Raw genomic sequence first — 16411 nt, forward strand, 5'->3', positions numbered from 1 at the left:
CATGGCGGCACGCAACAATCTTCTGACGGATATCGCTGGCGTTTCGGTCGGCAATGTCACCGATCTTTCACTGGGCTCCGGCGTTACCGCGATTGTTTTCAACAAGCCCGCAATCGCCTCGGGTTCGGTTCTCGGCGGGGCTCCCGGCGGGCGTGATACCGGCCTGCTCGACCCGGCCATGACGGTGGAAACGGTGGATGCCTTCGTGCTCTCGGGCGGTTCGGCCTTCGGGCTGGATGCGGCGGGCGGCGTTCAGGCGGGATTGCGCGAGATCGGGCGTGGCCTGCAGGTTGGCTCCACCCGCGTTCCCATCGTGCCGCAGGCGATCCTGATGGACCTGCTGAATGGCGGCGACAAGGACTGGGGCCTCCATTCGCCCTATCGCGAGATGGGATATGCGGCTTTCAGGGCGGCGCGTGCGGAGCGCTTCGAGCTAGGAACGGTTGGCGCGGGAACGGGGGCAACCACGGCCACCTTCAAGGGCGGGCTTGGTTCGGCAAGCGCTGTCAGTTCCGGCGGTTACAAGGTGGCGGCCATCGTCGCCGTCAACGCGCTCGGTTCCGCGACTGTCGGCACAAGCCGCCATTTCTGGTCCGCACCTTTTGAGGTGCAGGGCGAGTTCGGCGATTGCGGTTTCCCCGCCCGCTTCACGGCGGACGATACAGCGCTTCGTTTGAAGGGTGTGACCCTGACGGCGACGACCATCGGTGCGGTTGTGACCGACGCGGTTCTCACCAAAGCGCAGGCGCATCGCCTTTCCATCATGGCGCATGACGGGCTGGCGCGCGCCGTGCTGCCCGCCCATCTGCCGAGTGATGGCGACACCATGTTTGCGGCTGCGACCGGTGAGAAGCCGCTTGAGGGCGGCGCGCATTTCGCGGAACTCTGCCACCTCTCCACTATTGTTATGGCGCGCGCGGTGGCGCGTGGCGTTCACGAGGCGACGGCGCTGCCGCAACACGGTGCGCAGAAAGCCTATCGCGATCTTCATGGCCGGGGTCTTTGAACGATGGGTGAAACACTCCCGCCATTGACCCCGGTTCTCCGCATCGATTTTCCGCCCGGAGAGCGTCTCGGGCACGGCAAGATCGAGTTGATGGAACTGATTGTCGAGACGGGCTCGATATCAGCCGCCGGGCGGGCGATGGACATGTCCTATCGCCGCGCATGGCTGCTTGTGGATGCGCTGAACCATATGTTCAGGCAGCCGGTTATAGAATCCCAGCGTGGCGGCAAACAGGGCGGCGGGGCTGCGCTAACCGCATTCGGTGCTGAATTGCTCGACCGTTATCGCGGCATGGAAAAGCGGATGAATGACGCCTTGCGCGCGGATATCGACTGGCTCGAGGCCAACCGCAACCCGGATGCCGCCCTCAATACGGATCGAGAGCCGCCGACTTTATGATCGCATGTACCGGTTTTCCGGGTTCCAGCTGGAGACGTTCGCGCGACAGATCGGTGATGCGCGACTGGATGATATCGCCGCCGCAATCCACCTGAACGGTTAGCATGCCATCTTCGCTTGCCGAGACGCTGGCAATATGGCCTTCGAGAATGTTGAGTGCGCTCAAGCCTTCCGGCTTTGTCGTGGCGAGCATCACGTCGCGTGCCGGTATCAGCACGCGCGCCGGGGTGCCGGGAGCAGCTTTTTTTGCCGGAACCTGCAGAAGCGATGAGCGGAGCTTTACGGCAGCAAGCCCGTGCTGTTCGTCAAAGCTTTCGATGTTTCCTGAAAGGATGCTGCCCGCTTCGCGCCGTTCAAGATGGGCGCTGAAACCCGGTCGCGCCAGCACGTCGGCCGCGTTTCCCTGCGCCTCCACCTTGCCATCCTTCATCACCACGATACGGTCGGCAAGGCGGGCGACTTCCTGGATGGAGTGGCTGACATAAACGATCGGGATTTTCGTCTCGTCGCGCAGTCGCTCGAGATAAGGAATGATCTCGGCCTTTCGCTCTTCGTCGAGTGAGGCAAGCGGTTCATCCATCAGCAGCAGTCTGGGTGATGACAGAAGTGCGCGGCCGATGGCGACGCGCTGTTTTTCGCCGCCGGAGAGCTTGTCCGGGCGACGTTGCAAAAGATGACCGATGCCGAGCATCTCGATGATGCGACCATCATCCCCTCCGGTTCCCTTTTCCGTGGCGAACCATTTGCCGTAGTTCAGGTTCTGGGTAACGCTGAGATGAGGAAACAGCCGCGCTTCCTGAAAAACGTAACCAAAACGGCGCCTGTGCGCCGGCAGGAACAACCGCTTCCCGCTATCGGCCAGCACTTCGCCGTCCAGTAAGACCTGTCCCTCGTCCGGCTGCATGAGGCCGGCTATGATGCGGATCATTGAGGTCTTGCCGGAGCCGGAGCGTCCGAAAAGCGCTGTAACGCCGCCGTCAGAGGTGAATGATGCATCGAGCGCAAAGGAGCCGAGGCGGTGGCGGGTGGTAACTGAAAGCGTCATTCCATGCTCACCCGTTTTCCGATGATGCGGGCCAGAAACTCCGAGACGAGCAGGGCGAGCATGGAAATTACGACGGAAACGATGGTCAGCCGCAATGCGCCGGCATCGCCGCCCGGAACCTGGGTGAAGGTGTAGATGGCGGCAGACAGCGTCTGGGTTTCGCCCGGAATATTGGAAACGAAGGTGATCGTCGCGCCGAATTCACCCATGGCCTTGGCAAAAGCGAGGATCATGCCCGCGATGATGCCGGGCAGGATCAGGGGGAGCGTGACGGTGAGGAACACCCAGAACGGGCTCGCACCCAATGTTCCCGCCGCCTCTTCCAGTTTGCGGTCCACCGCTTCGATCGAGAGGCGGATGGAGCGCACCATCAGCGGAAAAGCCATGACGGCGCAGGCAAGCGCCGCCCCTGTCCAGCGGAAGGAAAAGACGATGCCGAACCAGCTATCGAGAAATTGCCCGATCGCTCCCCTGCGACCGAAGAGGACCAGCAGCAGAAAGCCGGTGACGACGGGCGGCAGAATGAGCGGCAGGTGGACGATGCCATTGAGGAGCGACTTGCCCCAGAAGTTGCCTCGCGCCAGCGCCACGGCCACCGCAATGCCGAAGGGCAGGCTGGCGAACATGGCGATGGAGGACACCCACAGGCTGAGCCTGATTGCCGTCCATTCTTCAGGGCTGAGTGTCCACCAATGCAATGCCATATCCCGCAATCGTCATTTCTCGCGGCCCCAAAAAGGATGAGGCCGCGAGGCGCAGTTTATTTCAAAACGGTAAAGCCTTGCTTTTCGAAGAAAGGTGTCGCTTTCGCGGACTTCAGGAAATCCAGGTAGGATTTTGCTGCCGGCGATTTTGCCTCGGAGAGAATGGCGACGGGATAGATGATGGGCGGATGGCTGTCTTCCGGGAAGGTGCCAACGATCTTCACGCCGGGATCGGCGGCCGCGTCGGTCTGGTAGACGATGCCATAGGGCGCTTCGCCGCGCGACACGAGCAGCAGTGCTGCGCGCACGCTTTCCGCGCCGGCGACTTTCTTCTCCACCGAGGACCAGACGCCGAGTTTTTCCAGCGCAGCCTTGCCGTATTTGCCGGCCGGAACGGAATCGACCGCACCCATGGCAAGGCGACCGTCACCCACCAGTCCGGCGAGATCGAAGTCTTGTTTGATATCGACCGATTTGGCCTTGTCGGCCGGTGCGACGAGAACGATGCGGTTGCCAAGCAGATTGGAGCGGCTTTCAGTCTCGATCAGCTTCTTTTCGGCGACGTAATCCATCCATGCTAGGTCGGCGGAAATGAAGATGTCTGCCGGTGCACCCTGCTCGATCTGCTTGGCGAGAGCGGAGCTTGCGGCGTAGGACACGGTCGCTTCGTTGCCGCTTTCCTTTGCCCATTCGGCATTGATGGCATCGAGCGCATTTTTCATGCTCGCGGCGGCAAAAACCGTGACCTTTTCGGCGGCATGGGCTGGAATCACTGCAAAGGAGGCCGCCACCCAGAAGGATGTGGCCGCGGCGATAGTTTTGAAAAAGGTACGACGCAAGAGTCTCATGGTATGTCCCCCGGTTCGAGATATCCTGATGAATATATCGATAGGCCTATAGGGCAATCATTATATTTTCAAGAATATATCGATACCGAAGGAAAAGGCCGCCTCGAAGGGCGGCTTCCGCCTGTGGATCAGAAACGCTCGCCAGCAAAATGGGCGATCTGTGCACCCGCCTCGTAATAGGCTTCCTTCACAGTTCGGAAGGCCTGCGCTTTCGGCTCCGTTGCGGGAAGGGGCAGGTCATTTTCAGCAATGTCACCGAGAATATGCTGTGCAATCACCTTGCCGAAGGCCGTCCCGGGCGCGATGCCGCGGCCGTTATAGCCTGAAAAGCCGACGACATTTTCCGCAAATTTATGGAAGCGCGGTACGGCATTGTCCGTCATGCCGATCTGGCCGTACCATTCGCATTCAAATTCCGTCTCACCCAGCTGTGGGAAAAGCCGCTTCAGCGATCGTTTCGCCCAGGCCCGGTGAATGGCAGCACCTGGGCCGCGCAGGGCGCCGACGCTGCCGAAGACCAGTCGGCCCGCTTTGTCCATGCGGAACGAGGAGAGGATTTCCTTCGTATCCCAGCAGCCTTCGCGGCCCGGCAGAATGCTCTTTTGCAGGTTGTCACTAAGCGGTCTTGTCGCGAAGTTGAAATAGGGCAGATACGTCTGCTCGTCACGGACGATCTGCCATGGTCCGGTGCTATAGGCTTCCGTGGCCACAACGATCCAGTTGGCGGTTACCGACGCTTGCGGCGTTTTTACCACCCATTTTCCGCCGCTGCGTTTAGTCGACACGACAGGGCTTGCTGTGTGCAGCCGCGCGCCGGCTTTCTGTGCGGCGGCAGCCAGTCCGCGTACATAGGCAAGCGGCTGAAGCGTGCCGGCGCGCGTGTCGAAAAGCGCGCCGGAATAGGCGGTGCTGCCGGTGCGTCTTGCCGTTTCACCGGCATCAAGGACGCGGACGGGAGCGCCCCTTGCAGCCCATTGTTCACAGCGCTCGCGAATTTCGGCGAGCCCTTTTTCACCGACGGCACAATGGAGCGTGCCGTTCTTTTCGATCTCGCAGGGGATCTCGTGCTTTTCCACCAGTTCGCGCACGAGAAGCGGGGCATTACCCAGAAGGTCGAGAAGCCGTTCGCCGTAAGTTTCACCCAGCACGCCGGGCAGCTCCTTCGGCATGACCCACATGCCGCCATTGATGAGGCCGACATTGCGGCCTGCGCCACCGAAGCCGATTTCCTTCGCTTCGAGAAGAACGACGTCCACGCCCTTTTCGGAAAGATGAAGGGCGGCGGATTGACCGGTGAAGCCGCCGCCGACAATCACGACATCGGCAACCGCATCACCTTGCAGCGCAGGCGTTAGAGGCGGCTGCGGCGCGGTCTTTTCCCAGAGGCCGTGCGAGCGGGGGTCATCATACATCGTTCCACCATTTTCCGGGCGAGCTCATTTGTTTTCCGTATGAGTGACAAGCCCTTGTTTATGAGACTTTACAAGCGGCCTTGCCTGTTGAATATCGACATATCGTCAAGAGTTCATTCCGTGAGGGAATATGGTTCTTCCGCCCCGCCGCTTCTTACCGTCGCTTTCGCTACTTGCGGCCTTTGAAGCCGCCTCGCGTACGGGCAGCGTGACCGCGGCGGCGAGAGAACTCGGGCTTACTCAAGGCGCGGTCAGCCGGCAGATCCTTGCGCTTGAGGAACAGCTTGGCGTCGCGCTGTTCCTGCGCGAACGGCAGACAATCCGGCTTACCCGGGCGGGAGAGGGGTATGCACGGGAGATACGCGAGGCCCTGCGGCGCATCTCCACGGCGTCGCTCAATCTGCGCGCCAATCCGGATGGCGGCACGCTCAATCTTGGTGTTCTGCCAAGCTTTGGCACACGCTGGCTTGTCCCGCGCCTTCCGGATTTCATAGTCCGGCATCCGGGCGTTTCGGTCAATCTTCTGACGCGTTCGTCGCTGTTCGATTTCCGCACCGATACCGTAGATGCGGCGATCCATTTCGGTTTGCCGCATTGGCCGGGTACCGAGCTCGTTTTTCTGATGCATGAAACAGTCATTCCGGTGTGCAGTCCGGCTTTCAGGGAGCGCTACGGGCTTTCACAGCCGGGCGATCTGCTGCGTGTGCCGCTGCTGCACATGACGACGCGGCCGGATGCCTGGGAACAATGGTTTCGCAGCCATGAGGTGCGTTTCGACAACGTACACGGCATGCTTTTTGATCAGTTCACAACCATCGCCGAGGCCGCTAGCGCCGGGGTTGGAGCGTCGCTCATTCCGTCCTTCATGATCGAGGAGGAGCTGCGAACAGGCCGGCTTGTCGCCGCAGTTAAAGGAGAGGTGGAAAGCGAAGAGGCCTATTATCTCGCCTGCATGCCGGATCGCGCCGGTTATGCTCCGCTTGAAAGTTTCCGAAGCTGGATCGTTTCTCAGGCCGCTATCGGCACAAGCGGTAGCGGATGAGACTTTTAGGCCTAAACCGGCGGGCGGTCTTGCAAGACCGGCGCGGCTAAGCCAATAGTGCGCCATGACGTGTGGCGGACAGCGCCATGCACCGCAAGTTCCAATACGGGAGATGTCCGTGAAGCCCATTTTTGTTCAGCTTCAATGCGAGCCCGGCAAGACCTACGATGTCGCCGATGCCATCTATAAAACGGAGCTGGTTTCCGAGCTCTATTCCACCAGCGGCGAATATGATCTGTTGCTGAAAATCTATCTTCCGCAGGAAGAGGATATCGGCAAGTTCATCAACCAGAACATCGTCAATATTCCGGGGATCGTCCGTTCGCTGACGACGCTGACCTTTACCGCGTTCTGACGCGTATTACGAAATCTTAGGTTCGGTTCTCATTCCTGGGCTTGTCACAGATATCCAGCGACGCGCGTCTGCGTGGCGGAAGAGACTTTTCAGCCCGAGGACCTGGGCTGGTTAGATTCCCTTTGACGAACACAAATGAGAGGAGGCGGGAGCTTCAGGAGCGCGCCTAGCGTTTGGCACTCTAATTCGGTTTTGGAAAAGCTATTTCAACTCAGCGCAGGGCGTATTGATACACCCTGAGTGGTCTATGGCAGACCAGCGTACGAATTGTCAGGCAAGATAAAAGCGCGCCATCGACCCGATGTTCGGGATCCGATATGTGGCGCGCTTTGGTGTTGACAGGTCTGTGAGCGGGTGAGGGGTTTCCCGCATCAGGCGACCGCGGCCAGGTTCCGGTTGCGTACGAGATCGCGGATCGCAATCCGTACGTCGTCGGCGCTGTCGAACTTCTGTTCGTCCAGGTCGTGAACGTGGAACTTCACCGCGATGAACTTCAACCGGTCATTGTCCGGTATGACGATGCCGACGGGTTCGCCAGCGAATTCAATAACTTGCTTTTGCATAGGTATACTCCCGCTGTGGCTCATTAACACAGCATGTTGTCGAACTGATTTTCAGGAAATTGAGACCGTCAGGTCACATTCGACAGCAGCGGGAACACGTGGATTTAAATCCAGCATTCCAGGACTCAAGACCAAGGATTGCGTTGATGTTGATATGTTTTGACATGACACACTCCCTGTATTGGCGTTGGCCCGGAATCAGGAGACTCGTTCTCCAGTTCCACACTGATAATCCAGACCACCACTAAAATCAATGCTGATTGTTATAGGTAGAATATTTTTCTTTATGATGACAGGAGAGGGGCGGAAATGTGAAATTTTTGTTTTCGCTCGAGGCCGCCGTGAAAAGCCCGGTGCGGCGGGCTTTTTATGCTTTTTTTAATTGTCGCCGGATGACGACGGTGGGTAAATATGATCGTTTCCGTTGAAGTCCGAGACGGAGTAACAGCCATCGCGGGTTTTTTCGGCCGCATTTCGGCCGATAGTGGCCTTGCCGTGGCCGCCCGGGATGTCGAGAACATAGGTTGGCTGGCAAAGACCGGAGACATGTCCGCGCAGGGCGGAAACGATTCGCTGACCCTCCTCGATCGTCAGCCGGAAATGGCTGGTTCCGGGCGCAAGATCGGGATGGTGCAGGTAATAGGGTTTGATCCGGGTTTCGACAAAGGCACGCATCAGCTCGGCCAGAACTGCCGGATCATCATTAATGCCCTTCAGGAGCACGGTCTGGCTGACCATCGCGATGCCGGCATCGATCAACCGGGCGCAGGCGCTTCGGGCTTCTAGCCCAAGTTCACGTGCGTGATTGGCGTGGAGGGCGACATAGGTGGTCTTGCCGCTGGCCTTCAGCGCCTCGATCAACGGCCCGTCGATACGATCGGGATCGACGACTGGCACGCGGGTATGGAAGCGGACGATCTTGACGTGCTGTATGTCTTTCACCCGTTTCATCAGATCGGACAGGCGTCGCGGGGAGAGGACGAGCGGATCGCCGCCCGTGAGGATGACCTCCCAGATGGCAGGGTTGGCTTTTATATAGTCGAATGCGGCGTCCAGCTCTTCCGGGCTCATCATGCCGTTGCCCTGTGGCCCGACCATTTCGCGACGGAAACAGAAACGGCAATAGACCGGGCAGACATGAACCGCCTTCAATAGAACCCGGTCCGGATAACGGTGAACAATGCCATGCACCGGGCTGTGGGCGTCATCGCCGATCGGATCGTCCCGCTCTTCGGGGAGATGGACCAGTTCCGCCGTATCCGGCACGAATTGCAGGGCGATGGGGTCTTGCGGATCCCGGCTGTCCACCAGTCCGGCCATTGTTGGCGTGATTGCGAGCGCGTAACGCTGCGTGACAGCACGAAGGCTCTCGAGCGCCTCGGCCTCGATCAGCCCCGCCTCGAGAAGTGCTTCAGGTGTCTTGATGGTTTCAGGTCTTGTCATCGACCATATTCCGCGACAGGTGCCCACATGACCAGATCGATGCGCGGTGCTCCGGTTGCCAGCATGACCAGCCGGTCGAAGCCGAGTGCTATGCCGCTTGCAGGCGGCATGATCGCCAGTGCTGCGAGAAAATCCTCGTCCAGCGGATATGTCTCGCCGTAAACCCGCTGCTTCTCGGCCATTTCCATTTCGAAACGCCGCCTCTGTTCGGCGGCGTCGGTCAATTCGCCAAAGGCATTGGCAAGTTCCACGCCGCAGGCATAAAGCTCGAAACGTTCCGCCACCCGCGCATCATCAGGTGATTTGCGGGCAAGGGCCGCTTCGCTGGTCGGATATTCGTCAAGAATGGTGGCTCTGCCGAAGCCCAGCTCCGGCTCCACGCGCTCGACAATCACGCGGCTGAACATATCCGCCCAGGTGTCGTCATCGGCGACGCGGATGCCTGTATTGGTGAGGCTTGCGGCGAGGTGCCGCTCGTCTGTTTCGCCGTTTCGGCCGATGGTGGCCAGAAGGTCAATTCCCGCATAACGCTCGAAGGCTTCGGCAACGCTCAGGCGTTCCGGCTCCAGGAACGGATCGACACTGCGGCCACGATAGGTAAAGTTCTTCGTCCCGGCGGTCTCAGCGGCCAGTGCCAGAAGGTTGGCGCTGTCCTTCATCAGGGTCTCGTAGGTCTCACCGACCCGATACCATTCCAGCATGGTGAATTCCGGATGGTGCAGGGGCCTCTTTCCCTGTTTCTATAAACATGGGCGAAACAGAGGATGCGTTCTTCACCGGCCGCGAGCAGCTTCTTGCAGGCAAATTCGGGCGAGGTGTGGAGATAGAGCGCGGCGGCCTCGCCGCCGGGTGTCAGACCTTGCGTGGCGAAGGCGTGCAGATGCGCCTCGTTGCCGGGGGAAATCTGCAGCGTGGCGGTGTCGACCTCGAGAAAATCGGCGTGGGCGAAATAGCTGCGAAAAGCCGACTGGATCGCATTGCGTCCTAGCAGGAAAGCGCGGCGGTCGGCGTGGACATCGGGTGTCCACCATGGCGACATTGTCTCGTTGCTCGAGCCCATCTCTCTTTTCTTTTCCGTCTCACCTGCGGGCCTTGCTGCGGATAAACGGCCCGCAAAACGCCTGATCGCATCATTTAAAGCAATTCCGGGCGGAAAACCGCTAGGCACTCTTCCGCGAATTGCTGTAGAAGGCTGGCAATTCGCGCGGATTTAAGGTAGTTGCGCCCCAGAAAAAAGACAAAACGTCTGCCGGGGCCGGTGCTGCCGCGCAGTCCTTTACGACGCATTTCATCGAGTTACAAGGAAGTCATATGGTCAAGGTTATCGCCTCATCCGTCCGCAAGGGCAATGTTCTCGACGTGGACGGCAAGCTTTACGTCGTTCTTACCGCGCAGAACTTTCACCCAGGCAAGGGCACGCCGGTTACGCAGGTTGACATGCGCCGCATCGTTGACGGCGTCAAGGTCTCCGAACGTTGGCGCACCACCGAGCAGGTCGAGCGCGCTTTCGTCGAAGACCTGAACTTCCAGTTCCTTTATGAAGATGGCGAAGGCTTCCACTTCATGAACCCGGAAAACTACGATCAGGTCGTTGTCGACGTCGATACGATGGGCGACCAGAAGGCCTATCTTCAGGAAGGCATGACCTGCGTTCTTTCGATTCATGAAGGCAACCCGCTGGCCGTCGAACTGCCGCGCCACGTGACGCTGGAAATCATGGAAACGGAACCGGTTGTGAAGGGCCAGACGGCTTCTTCTTCCTACAAGCCGGCAATCCTTTCCAACGGCATCCGCACCATGGTTCCGCCGCATATTGATGCCGGCATCCGCGTGGTCATCGCGACGGAAGACAATTCCTACGTTGAGCGCGCCAAGAGCTGAGCCTGATGGCTGGTTAAACAAAAAGCACCGGGTGACCGGTGCTTTTTTTGTGCCCTAAACAGCAAAAAGCCCGCGTCGAAAGACGCGGGCTTTTTGTTTGCCTTTTTGGGCCGTTCTTACATGCCCTTCGCGGCGGCCACGGTCGGGCCGGCCGACTTCTTCGGGGCTGGCTGTCCAACGGCATAACCGCCACCGAGAGCCACGTTGAGCGAGACATAGTCCTGCGCGGTCGTCTGGATCGCCGTGGCAAGGTTTGCCTGCGCATCCGAGACCGAGCGCTGGGCATCCAGAACGTCGAGCAGAGACGATGCACCATCACGATAGCTGGCGGTCGAGAGCTGCAGTGCTTCCTGGTAGGAGGCGACGGTCTTTCTCAAAGCGTCGACGGTACGCTGGTCGCGATTGATGGCGGCCAGGGCGTTTTCGACTTCTTCCACCGCGTTGAGAACGGTCGCCTTCCAGACGAGATATTGCTCGCGTGCCTGTGAGTTCGCGATGTCGACATTGGCGCGGAGTCTGCCACCGTCGAGGATCGGGAGAGTGAGGCTCGGACCGAAGGACCAGCTATTGGCCGTTCCCCTGCCGCCGCCACTCAGGAAATTGTAGCTCGGGGTGATCGCGCCACCAAGCTCGATGCTTGGATAAAGCTGCGCCTCGGTTACACCGATCGTGGCGACCGCGGCGGCGAGATTGCGTTCAGCGACGCGGATGTCCGGACGGTTGCGGATCAGGTCGGCCGGGATGCCGGTGCGGGGAACTGCGCGCGCAACAGGCTGGCGTGCGCCCTTCTGCAGCTCGGCGATGAGCGACGAGGCCGGCATGCCGAGCAGGGTCGCGATGCGGTGGGCTGCCTTGCGGAAGCTGGTTTCGAGGCCGGGTATCTGCGACAGCGTGGAATTGACCAGACCTTCGGACTGGACGACATCGAGACGCGAGGCCGCACCCGCTTCGAGCTGGAGCTTTGTCAGATCGAGCGTTTCGCGGCGTGAACCCAGGTTCTGGCGGGCAATCGCCAGGCGCTCCTGATAATAGCGCACGTCGATATAGGCCGCGGCGACGGACGAAATCAGCGTCAGGCGCTGAACGTCGACGGTGGAGTAAGCGGCATCAAGCGACGCATTGGCGCTTTCCGTTGCCCGGCGATAGCGACCGAAGAGGTCGAGGAACCAGGAAACGCTGAGGCTGCCTGAGGACACGTTGGTGACGGGAACGTCACGGTAGCTGCCCTTGGTCTCGCTGGTCGTGTGGCTGCCGCTGCTCGTCAGGCTCGGCAGGCCGCCGGCGCCGTCCACGATCACCTGGGCCTGTGCCTGATTGATGCGCTCGATCGCCTGCATCACGGTGAGGTTCTGCGCAAGGCCAGTGGACACGTAACCGTTCAGGCGGTTGTCGTTGAAGGCCGTCCACCATGCAACGCTGCTGATGTCGCCAATACTGGTTTTTCCGGCTTCCGCAAACTTTCCCGGCAATTGGATTTCCGGCGTCTTGTGGTCGGGTCCAACAACACAGCCTGAAAGCAGCAGCATTGTCAGGGGAAGGGTAGCGCGAATAGACAGCATATAGTTTTCCCAATTCTCTGGTTGGCTTACCGAGCGCGGCTTACTGACAAATGGGCTGCGCGATCGATATGCCGTAGAAACGTGCATTTGCCAAATCGGCAACATTTCTAGCAGCGTATTAACGGTTGGCACAGCCCATTTTTGTTTTGTTAACGCCTTGAAAGGCGACGAATGATGACGAAAAAGGATGGAACGAAGAAAATTCCGAGGAGTGTTGCAGAAAGCATACCACCCAGCACCCCGATACCGATTGCATTTTGCGCGGCTGAACCCGCTCCGGTTGCGATCGCGAGAGGTACAACACCCAGGATGAAGGCGAGCGATGTCATGATGATCGGGCGCAGACGCAGCTTCGCCGCCTCCAGTGTCGCTTCCAAAAGACTCAAGCCGTGCTCCTGCCGTTCCTTGGCGAATTCGACGATCAGGATCGCGTTTTTCGCGGCAAGGCCGATGGTCGTCAGCAGGCCCACCTTGAAGTAGACGTCGTTCGTCTGGCCGAAGAAATGGGCCGCGGTCAGGGCGCCGAGAACGCCGACCGGCACGGCCATGATGACCGAGAACGGGATCGACCAGCTTTCGTAAAGCGCTGCAAGGCAAAGGAACACGATCAGAACCGACAGCGCATAAAGCATCGGAGCCTGCGAGCCGGAAAGGCGTTCCTGATAGGAAATACCCTGCCATGCCACCGTGTAACCGCCCGGCAGGCTTGCCGTCAGGCGTTCCATTTCATCCATGGCGTCACCGGAAGCGACGCCCGCGCCGGCGGTGCCCTCAAGCGAGATCGCGCCCGTGCCGTTGTAGCGTGCCAGTGACGGCGGCGCGTTGATCCACTTCACTTCGCTGAAGGAAGAGAAAGGTACCATCTCGCCGCTGGTGTTGCGGGCATACCAGAACTTCAGGTCGTCCGGCTGCATGCGGTAGGGCGCATCGCCCTGAACATAGACCGGCTTGAGCTCGCCGTTCAGGGTGAAGTCGTTGACATCCCGGCCGGCAAAGATCGTCGACAGCATCAGGTTCACGGAGGAAAGATCGACGCCCATGGCCCCCATCTTTTCCTGATCGAGAATGATCTTCATCTGCGTTTCGTTGTCCTGGCTGTCGCTTCTGAGCGAGCTGACCTTCGGATTGCTAGTCGCAAGCGCGATCAGTTCCTTGGACGTTGCAGTCAGTGCCTCGGTGCCGTTACGGCCGCTATCCACGAGATACATCGAGAAACCGCTCGACGTGCCCATGCCCTGAATGGCCGGCGGCAAAAGCGGAAACACCTGTGCATCGCGGAAACCAAAGAATGTCCCCATCGCACGCTGCACAATGGCGGCTGCGTGCTGATCCGGTGCTGTTCTATCGGCGAAATCCTTGAGCTTGGTGAAGACGATGGCGTTGTTCTGGCCGGAACCGCTGAAGCTGAAACCAAGCACGCCGAAAACGGATTCGACATTGTTGGCTTCTTTTTCGCGGAAGTAGTTTTCGACCTGCTTCACCACCTCGTTGGTCCGCTCGATATTCGAACCCGTCGGGGTCTGAATGATCGTCAGAAGAACGCCCTGGTCTTCCTGCGGCAGGAACGAGCTTGGCAGCTTGGAAAAGAACCAGGCGCAGCCGCCGATCACGATCGCGAAGAGAATCATCACGCGCAGGGGCCGCTTCAGCAGATAGCCGATGGAGGAGACGTAGCCGTCCGTCGTCTTGCCGAAGCCGCGGTTGAACCAGGCACCCGGTCCGCGCTGCTTCTTGTGATGATCGATCGGCTTCAGCATCGTGGCGCAAAGCGCCGGCGTCAGAACGATGGCGACCACTGCCGAAAGCAGCATTGCCGAAACGATGGTGATCGAGAACTGGCGATAGATGATACCCGTAGATCCGCCGAAGAAGGCCATCGGAATGAAGACGGCCGTCAGCACGAGCGCGATGCCGATGATCGCGCCGGTGATTTCACCCATCGACTTTTCGGTTGCCTCGACCGGCGAGAGCCCCTCTTCCGACATGATGCGCTCGACGTTTTCGACAACGACGATGGCGTCGTCGACGAGAAGGCCGATGGCGAGAACCATGGCGAACATGGTGAGGGTGTTGATTGAATATCCTGTCAGTGCGAGGATGCCGAAGGTGCCGAGAAGCACGACGGGCACCGCAATCATCGGAATGAATGTGGCTCTCAGATTCTGCAGGAACACCAGAAGCACGACGAAGACGAGGATGATCGCTTCGATCAGCGTGTGGACCACCTTCTCGATCGACAATTGCACGAAAGGTGTCGTGTCATAGGGATATTCGATCGAAACGCCTTCGGGCAGCGAACCCTCAACGGCGGAAAGCGCCGACTTTACACGCGCTGCCGTATCGAGCGCGTTGGCACCCGTGGCGAGGTTGACCGCGAAACCGGCAGAAGGACGGCCGTTCGACCGGGAATCGCCGCCATACGTTTCCTGGCCGATTTCGATGCGTGCGACGTCGCTGAGACGAACGGTCGAGCCGTCCTTTACGACTTTCAGGATGACCGATTCGAAATCGGCAACCGTGGTGAGCTGGCTCTGCGCCGTCACCGTCACGTTCAGCTGCTGGCCTTTGACCGCGGGCACCGCGCCAAGGGAACCGACCGAAACCTGGGTGTTCTGGCTTTCGATGGCGCTGGTCACATCGGCCGTCGTCAGCTGGTACTTGTTGAGCTTGAACGGATCGAGCCAGATGCGCATCGCATATTCGGAGCCGAAGACGTTGATGCTGCCCACGCCCTCGAGGCGCTTGATCTGGTCTTCGACGCGCGAGGAGAACACGTCGCCGAGATCGGCCGAATTGCGCTTGCCGTCGGTCGAAATCAACGCACCCACCATCAGGATGCTCGATGTGGAGCGGCTGACCTGAATACCCCGCTGCTGCACGGTGTCGGGCAATTGCGACTGGACGAGCTGCAGCTTGTTCTGCACCTGAACCTGCGCGATATCGGGCAGAATGCTGTTGCCGAAGGTCAGCGTCACTTCGGCGCTGCCGGTTGAGGATGACGAGGTCATATAGGTGAGATCGTCGAGGCCGGTCATGCCGTCCTCGATGATGGTCGTCACCGATTTTTCGACGGTTTCGGCGCTGGCGCCGTTATAGGTCGCGCTGACGCGCACCGTCGTCGGTGCAATATCGGGATATTGCGAGATGGAGAGCGTCGCAATTGCCAATGCGCCGCCCAGCATGATGACGATGGCGATAACCCATGCGAAAACGGGGCGCCTGATAAAGAAATGGGCCATGGCAGTCCTGCCTTACCTTTTACGAGCTTCGACCGAGGGTTTCGTGCTCATGCTTATTTCGAGGGGGCGGCGGCAGGCTGAGCTTGCTGCGGCATAACGACGATACCGCGATCGTCGATGGTCACTTCAACCGGTGCGACCGTCGCACCGTCGGCAATCCACTGGAAACCGTCGACGATGAGCTTGTCGCCATCCTTGACGTTTTCCGTCACCAGCCAGGCATTGCCCGACTGCTGGCTGGACGGGAAGGTGCGGGTTTCCACCTTGTTTTCCGCCGTCACGAACTTTGCGGTCAGTTCGCCATTGGCGTTACGGTTCGCCGCGCGCTGCGGTATGCGGAAACCCTTTTCCTTGCCGATGGTCAGCGTGGCGCGGACATAGGTGCCGGGAAGCAGAAGATCATCCGGGTTGTCGAAGAGGGCGCGGATGGAGAAGGTGCCCGTTGTTTCGCTCACCGCCATGTCCGACATGTCGATCTTGCCGTCATGCTTGTATTCCGTGCCGTCTTCCAGCGTCAGATGAATGCCGGTTTCCTTCGTATCGCCGCCGAGCTGGCCCGACGAGATCGCCTTTTTCAGACGCAGAAGATTGGTGCTGGATTCCATCAGGTCGATGTAGATCGGGTCGATGCGGCGCAGCGTCGTCAAGGCCGTGGTCTGGTTTGCCGTCACCACGTTGCCGATGCTGAAAGCGGTTGCGCTGGTGATGCCGTCGAAAGGCGCCCGGACCTTGGTGAGGTCGAGGTTGATTTCAGCGGTTTCCAGCGCTGCCTTGGTCTGGGCCACATCGGCCTGGGCCTGCAGCAGCGTCACCTTGGCGTTTTCATATTCGATCTGCGTTGCGCCGCTGTTGACCAGCCGTTCGTAGCGGGCAAGGTTGGCCTCGGCGCTCGGAACGCTTGCTTCGGCCTTCGCC

General features: G+C 59.6%; 14 protein-coding genes and 1 pseudogene (1 of these 15 running past the window's edge). 5 read left to right on the forward strand and 10 right to left on the reverse strand.

The genetic code is table 11. The features are described from left to right. The first annotated feature begins 1 nt into the window (after nucleotide 1). Nucleotides 2–1006 (forward strand): P1 family peptidase, encoded by a 1005-nt coding sequence (locus G3A56_RS12935; protein WP_082182935.1) that lies wholly within the window; start codon nucleotides 2–4, stop codon nucleotides 1004–1006. A 3-nt stretch (nucleotides 1007–1009) separates the two neighbouring features. Next, on the forward strand, nucleotides 1010–1405 hold the full coding sequence (locus G3A56_RS12940; protein ID WP_082182932.1) for a winged helix-turn-helix domain-containing protein: 396 nt from the start codon (nucleotides 1010–1012) through the stop codon (nucleotides 1403–1405). Here G3A56_RS12940 and modC read toward each other — a convergent pair. The 4 genes from modC to G3A56_RS12960 form a co-directional block, all read right to left on the reverse strand. Next, nucleotides 1374–2450: a molybdenum ABC transporter ATP-binding protein gene (gene modC, locus G3A56_RS12945; RefSeq protein ID WP_082182929.1), complete on the reverse strand. Its 1077-nt coding sequence runs from the start codon at nucleotides 2448–2450 to the stop codon at nucleotides 1374–1376. The genes G3A56_RS12940 and modC overlap by 32 nt on opposite strands. Then, the gene (gene modB / locus G3A56_RS12950) at nucleotides 2447–3154 is read right to left on the reverse strand and encodes a molybdate ABC transporter permease subunit (RefSeq protein WP_082182926.1); all 708 of its coding nucleotides are present in this window, start codon (nucleotides 3152–3154) and stop codon (nucleotides 2447–2449) included. The genes modC and modB overlap by 4 nt, the downstream gene beginning before the upstream one ends. 56 nt (nucleotides 3155–3210) lie before the next feature. Then, nucleotides 3211–4002: a molybdate ABC transporter substrate-binding protein gene (gene modA / locus G3A56_RS12955; RefSeq protein ID WP_082182923.1), complete on the reverse strand. Its 792-nt coding sequence runs from the start codon at nucleotides 4000–4002 to the stop codon at nucleotides 3211–3213. A 128-nt stretch (nucleotides 4003–4130) separates the two neighbouring features. Further along, the gene (locus tag G3A56_RS12960) at nucleotides 4131–5414 is read right to left on the reverse strand and encodes an NAD(P)/FAD-dependent oxidoreductase (protein WP_082182920.1); all 1284 of its coding nucleotides are present in this window, start codon (nucleotides 5412–5414) and stop codon (nucleotides 4131–4133) included. Between the two features lie 130 nt (nucleotides 5415–5544). Between G3A56_RS12960 and G3A56_RS12965 the strand changes: the two genes are divergently transcribed. Next, nucleotides 5545–6456 carry a LysR family transcriptional regulator gene (locus tag G3A56_RS12965; RefSeq protein ID WP_082182918.1) on the forward strand — a complete coding sequence of 304 codons (912 nt, stop codon included), beginning with the start codon at nucleotides 5545–5547 and terminating at the stop codon, nucleotides 6454–6456. A gap of 118 nt (nucleotides 6457–6574) precedes the next feature. Beyond that, complete coding sequence (locus G3A56_RS12970; RefSeq protein WP_003521320.1) at nucleotides 6575–6811, forward strand: Lrp/AsnC ligand binding domain-containing protein; 237 nt, start codon at nucleotides 6575–6577, stop codon at nucleotides 6809–6811. Nucleotides 6812–7182: 371 nt separating this feature from the next. On the opposite strand, the gene G3A56_RS12975 is transcribed toward G3A56_RS12970, so the two are convergent. The 3 genes and pseudogenes from G3A56_RS12975 to epmA all read right to left on the reverse strand — a co-directional run bounded on the left by G3A56_RS12975 (nucleotide 7183) and on the right by epmA (nucleotide 9877). Continuing rightward, the gene (locus tag G3A56_RS12975; RefSeq protein WP_003492264.1) at nucleotides 7183–7374 is read right to left on the reverse strand and encodes a hypothetical protein; all 192 of its coding nucleotides are present in this window, start codon (nucleotides 7372–7374) and stop codon (nucleotides 7183–7185) included. 378 nt (nucleotides 7375–7752) lie between these two features. After that, nucleotides 7753–8817 carry a lysine-2,3-aminomutase-like protein gene (locus G3A56_RS12980; protein ID WP_082182916.1) on the reverse strand — a complete coding sequence of 355 codons (1065 nt, stop codon included), beginning with the start codon at nucleotides 8815–8817 and terminating at the stop codon, nucleotides 7753–7755. Next, nucleotides 8814–9877: pseudogene (epmA, locus tag G3A56_RS12985) on the reverse strand (EF-P lysine aminoacylase EpmA). Before epmA ends, G3A56_RS12980 begins: the two are co-directional and overlap by 4 nt. Before the next feature lie 251 nt (nucleotides 9878–10128). Between epmA and efp the strand changes: the two are divergent. Continuing rightward, nucleotides 10129–10698, forward strand: a complete 570-nt coding sequence (gene efp, locus G3A56_RS12990) for an elongation factor P (RefSeq protein WP_003492258.1) — start codon at nucleotides 10129–10131, stop codon at nucleotides 10696–10698. A gap of 116 nt (nucleotides 10699–10814) precedes the next feature. Here the strand turns inward: efp and G3A56_RS12995 are convergent, their stop codons facing one another. From G3A56_RS12995 to G3A56_RS13005, 3 genes are all read right to left on the reverse strand, one after another. Continuing rightward, nucleotides 10815–12257 carry an efflux transporter outer membrane subunit gene (locus G3A56_RS12995; RefSeq protein WP_082182914.1) on the reverse strand — a complete coding sequence of 481 codons (1443 nt, stop codon included), beginning with the start codon at nucleotides 12255–12257 and terminating at the stop codon, nucleotides 10815–10817. 149 nt (nucleotides 12258–12406) lie between these two features. After that, a complete protein-coding gene (locus G3A56_RS13000) occupies nucleotides 12407–15496 on the reverse strand; it encodes an efflux RND transporter permease subunit (RefSeq protein WP_082182913.1) in 3090 nt (1029 codons plus the stop codon). A gap of 53 nt (nucleotides 15497–15549) precedes the next feature. Then, nucleotides 15550–16411: the 3' portion of an efflux RND transporter periplasmic adaptor subunit gene (locus G3A56_RS13005; protein WP_082182912.1), read on the reverse strand. Its footprint extends 341 nt past the window's final position; 862 of the gene's 1203 nt are visible here — the last part of the coding sequence; its start codon lies off the right edge, out of view; the stop codon is at nucleotides 15550–15552.

This window comes from Rhizobium oryzihabitans (genome assembly GCF_010669145.1).
GTDB classification, from domain to species: Bacteria; Pseudomonadota; Alphaproteobacteria; order Rhizobiales; family Rhizobiaceae; genus Agrobacterium; species Agrobacterium oryzihabitans.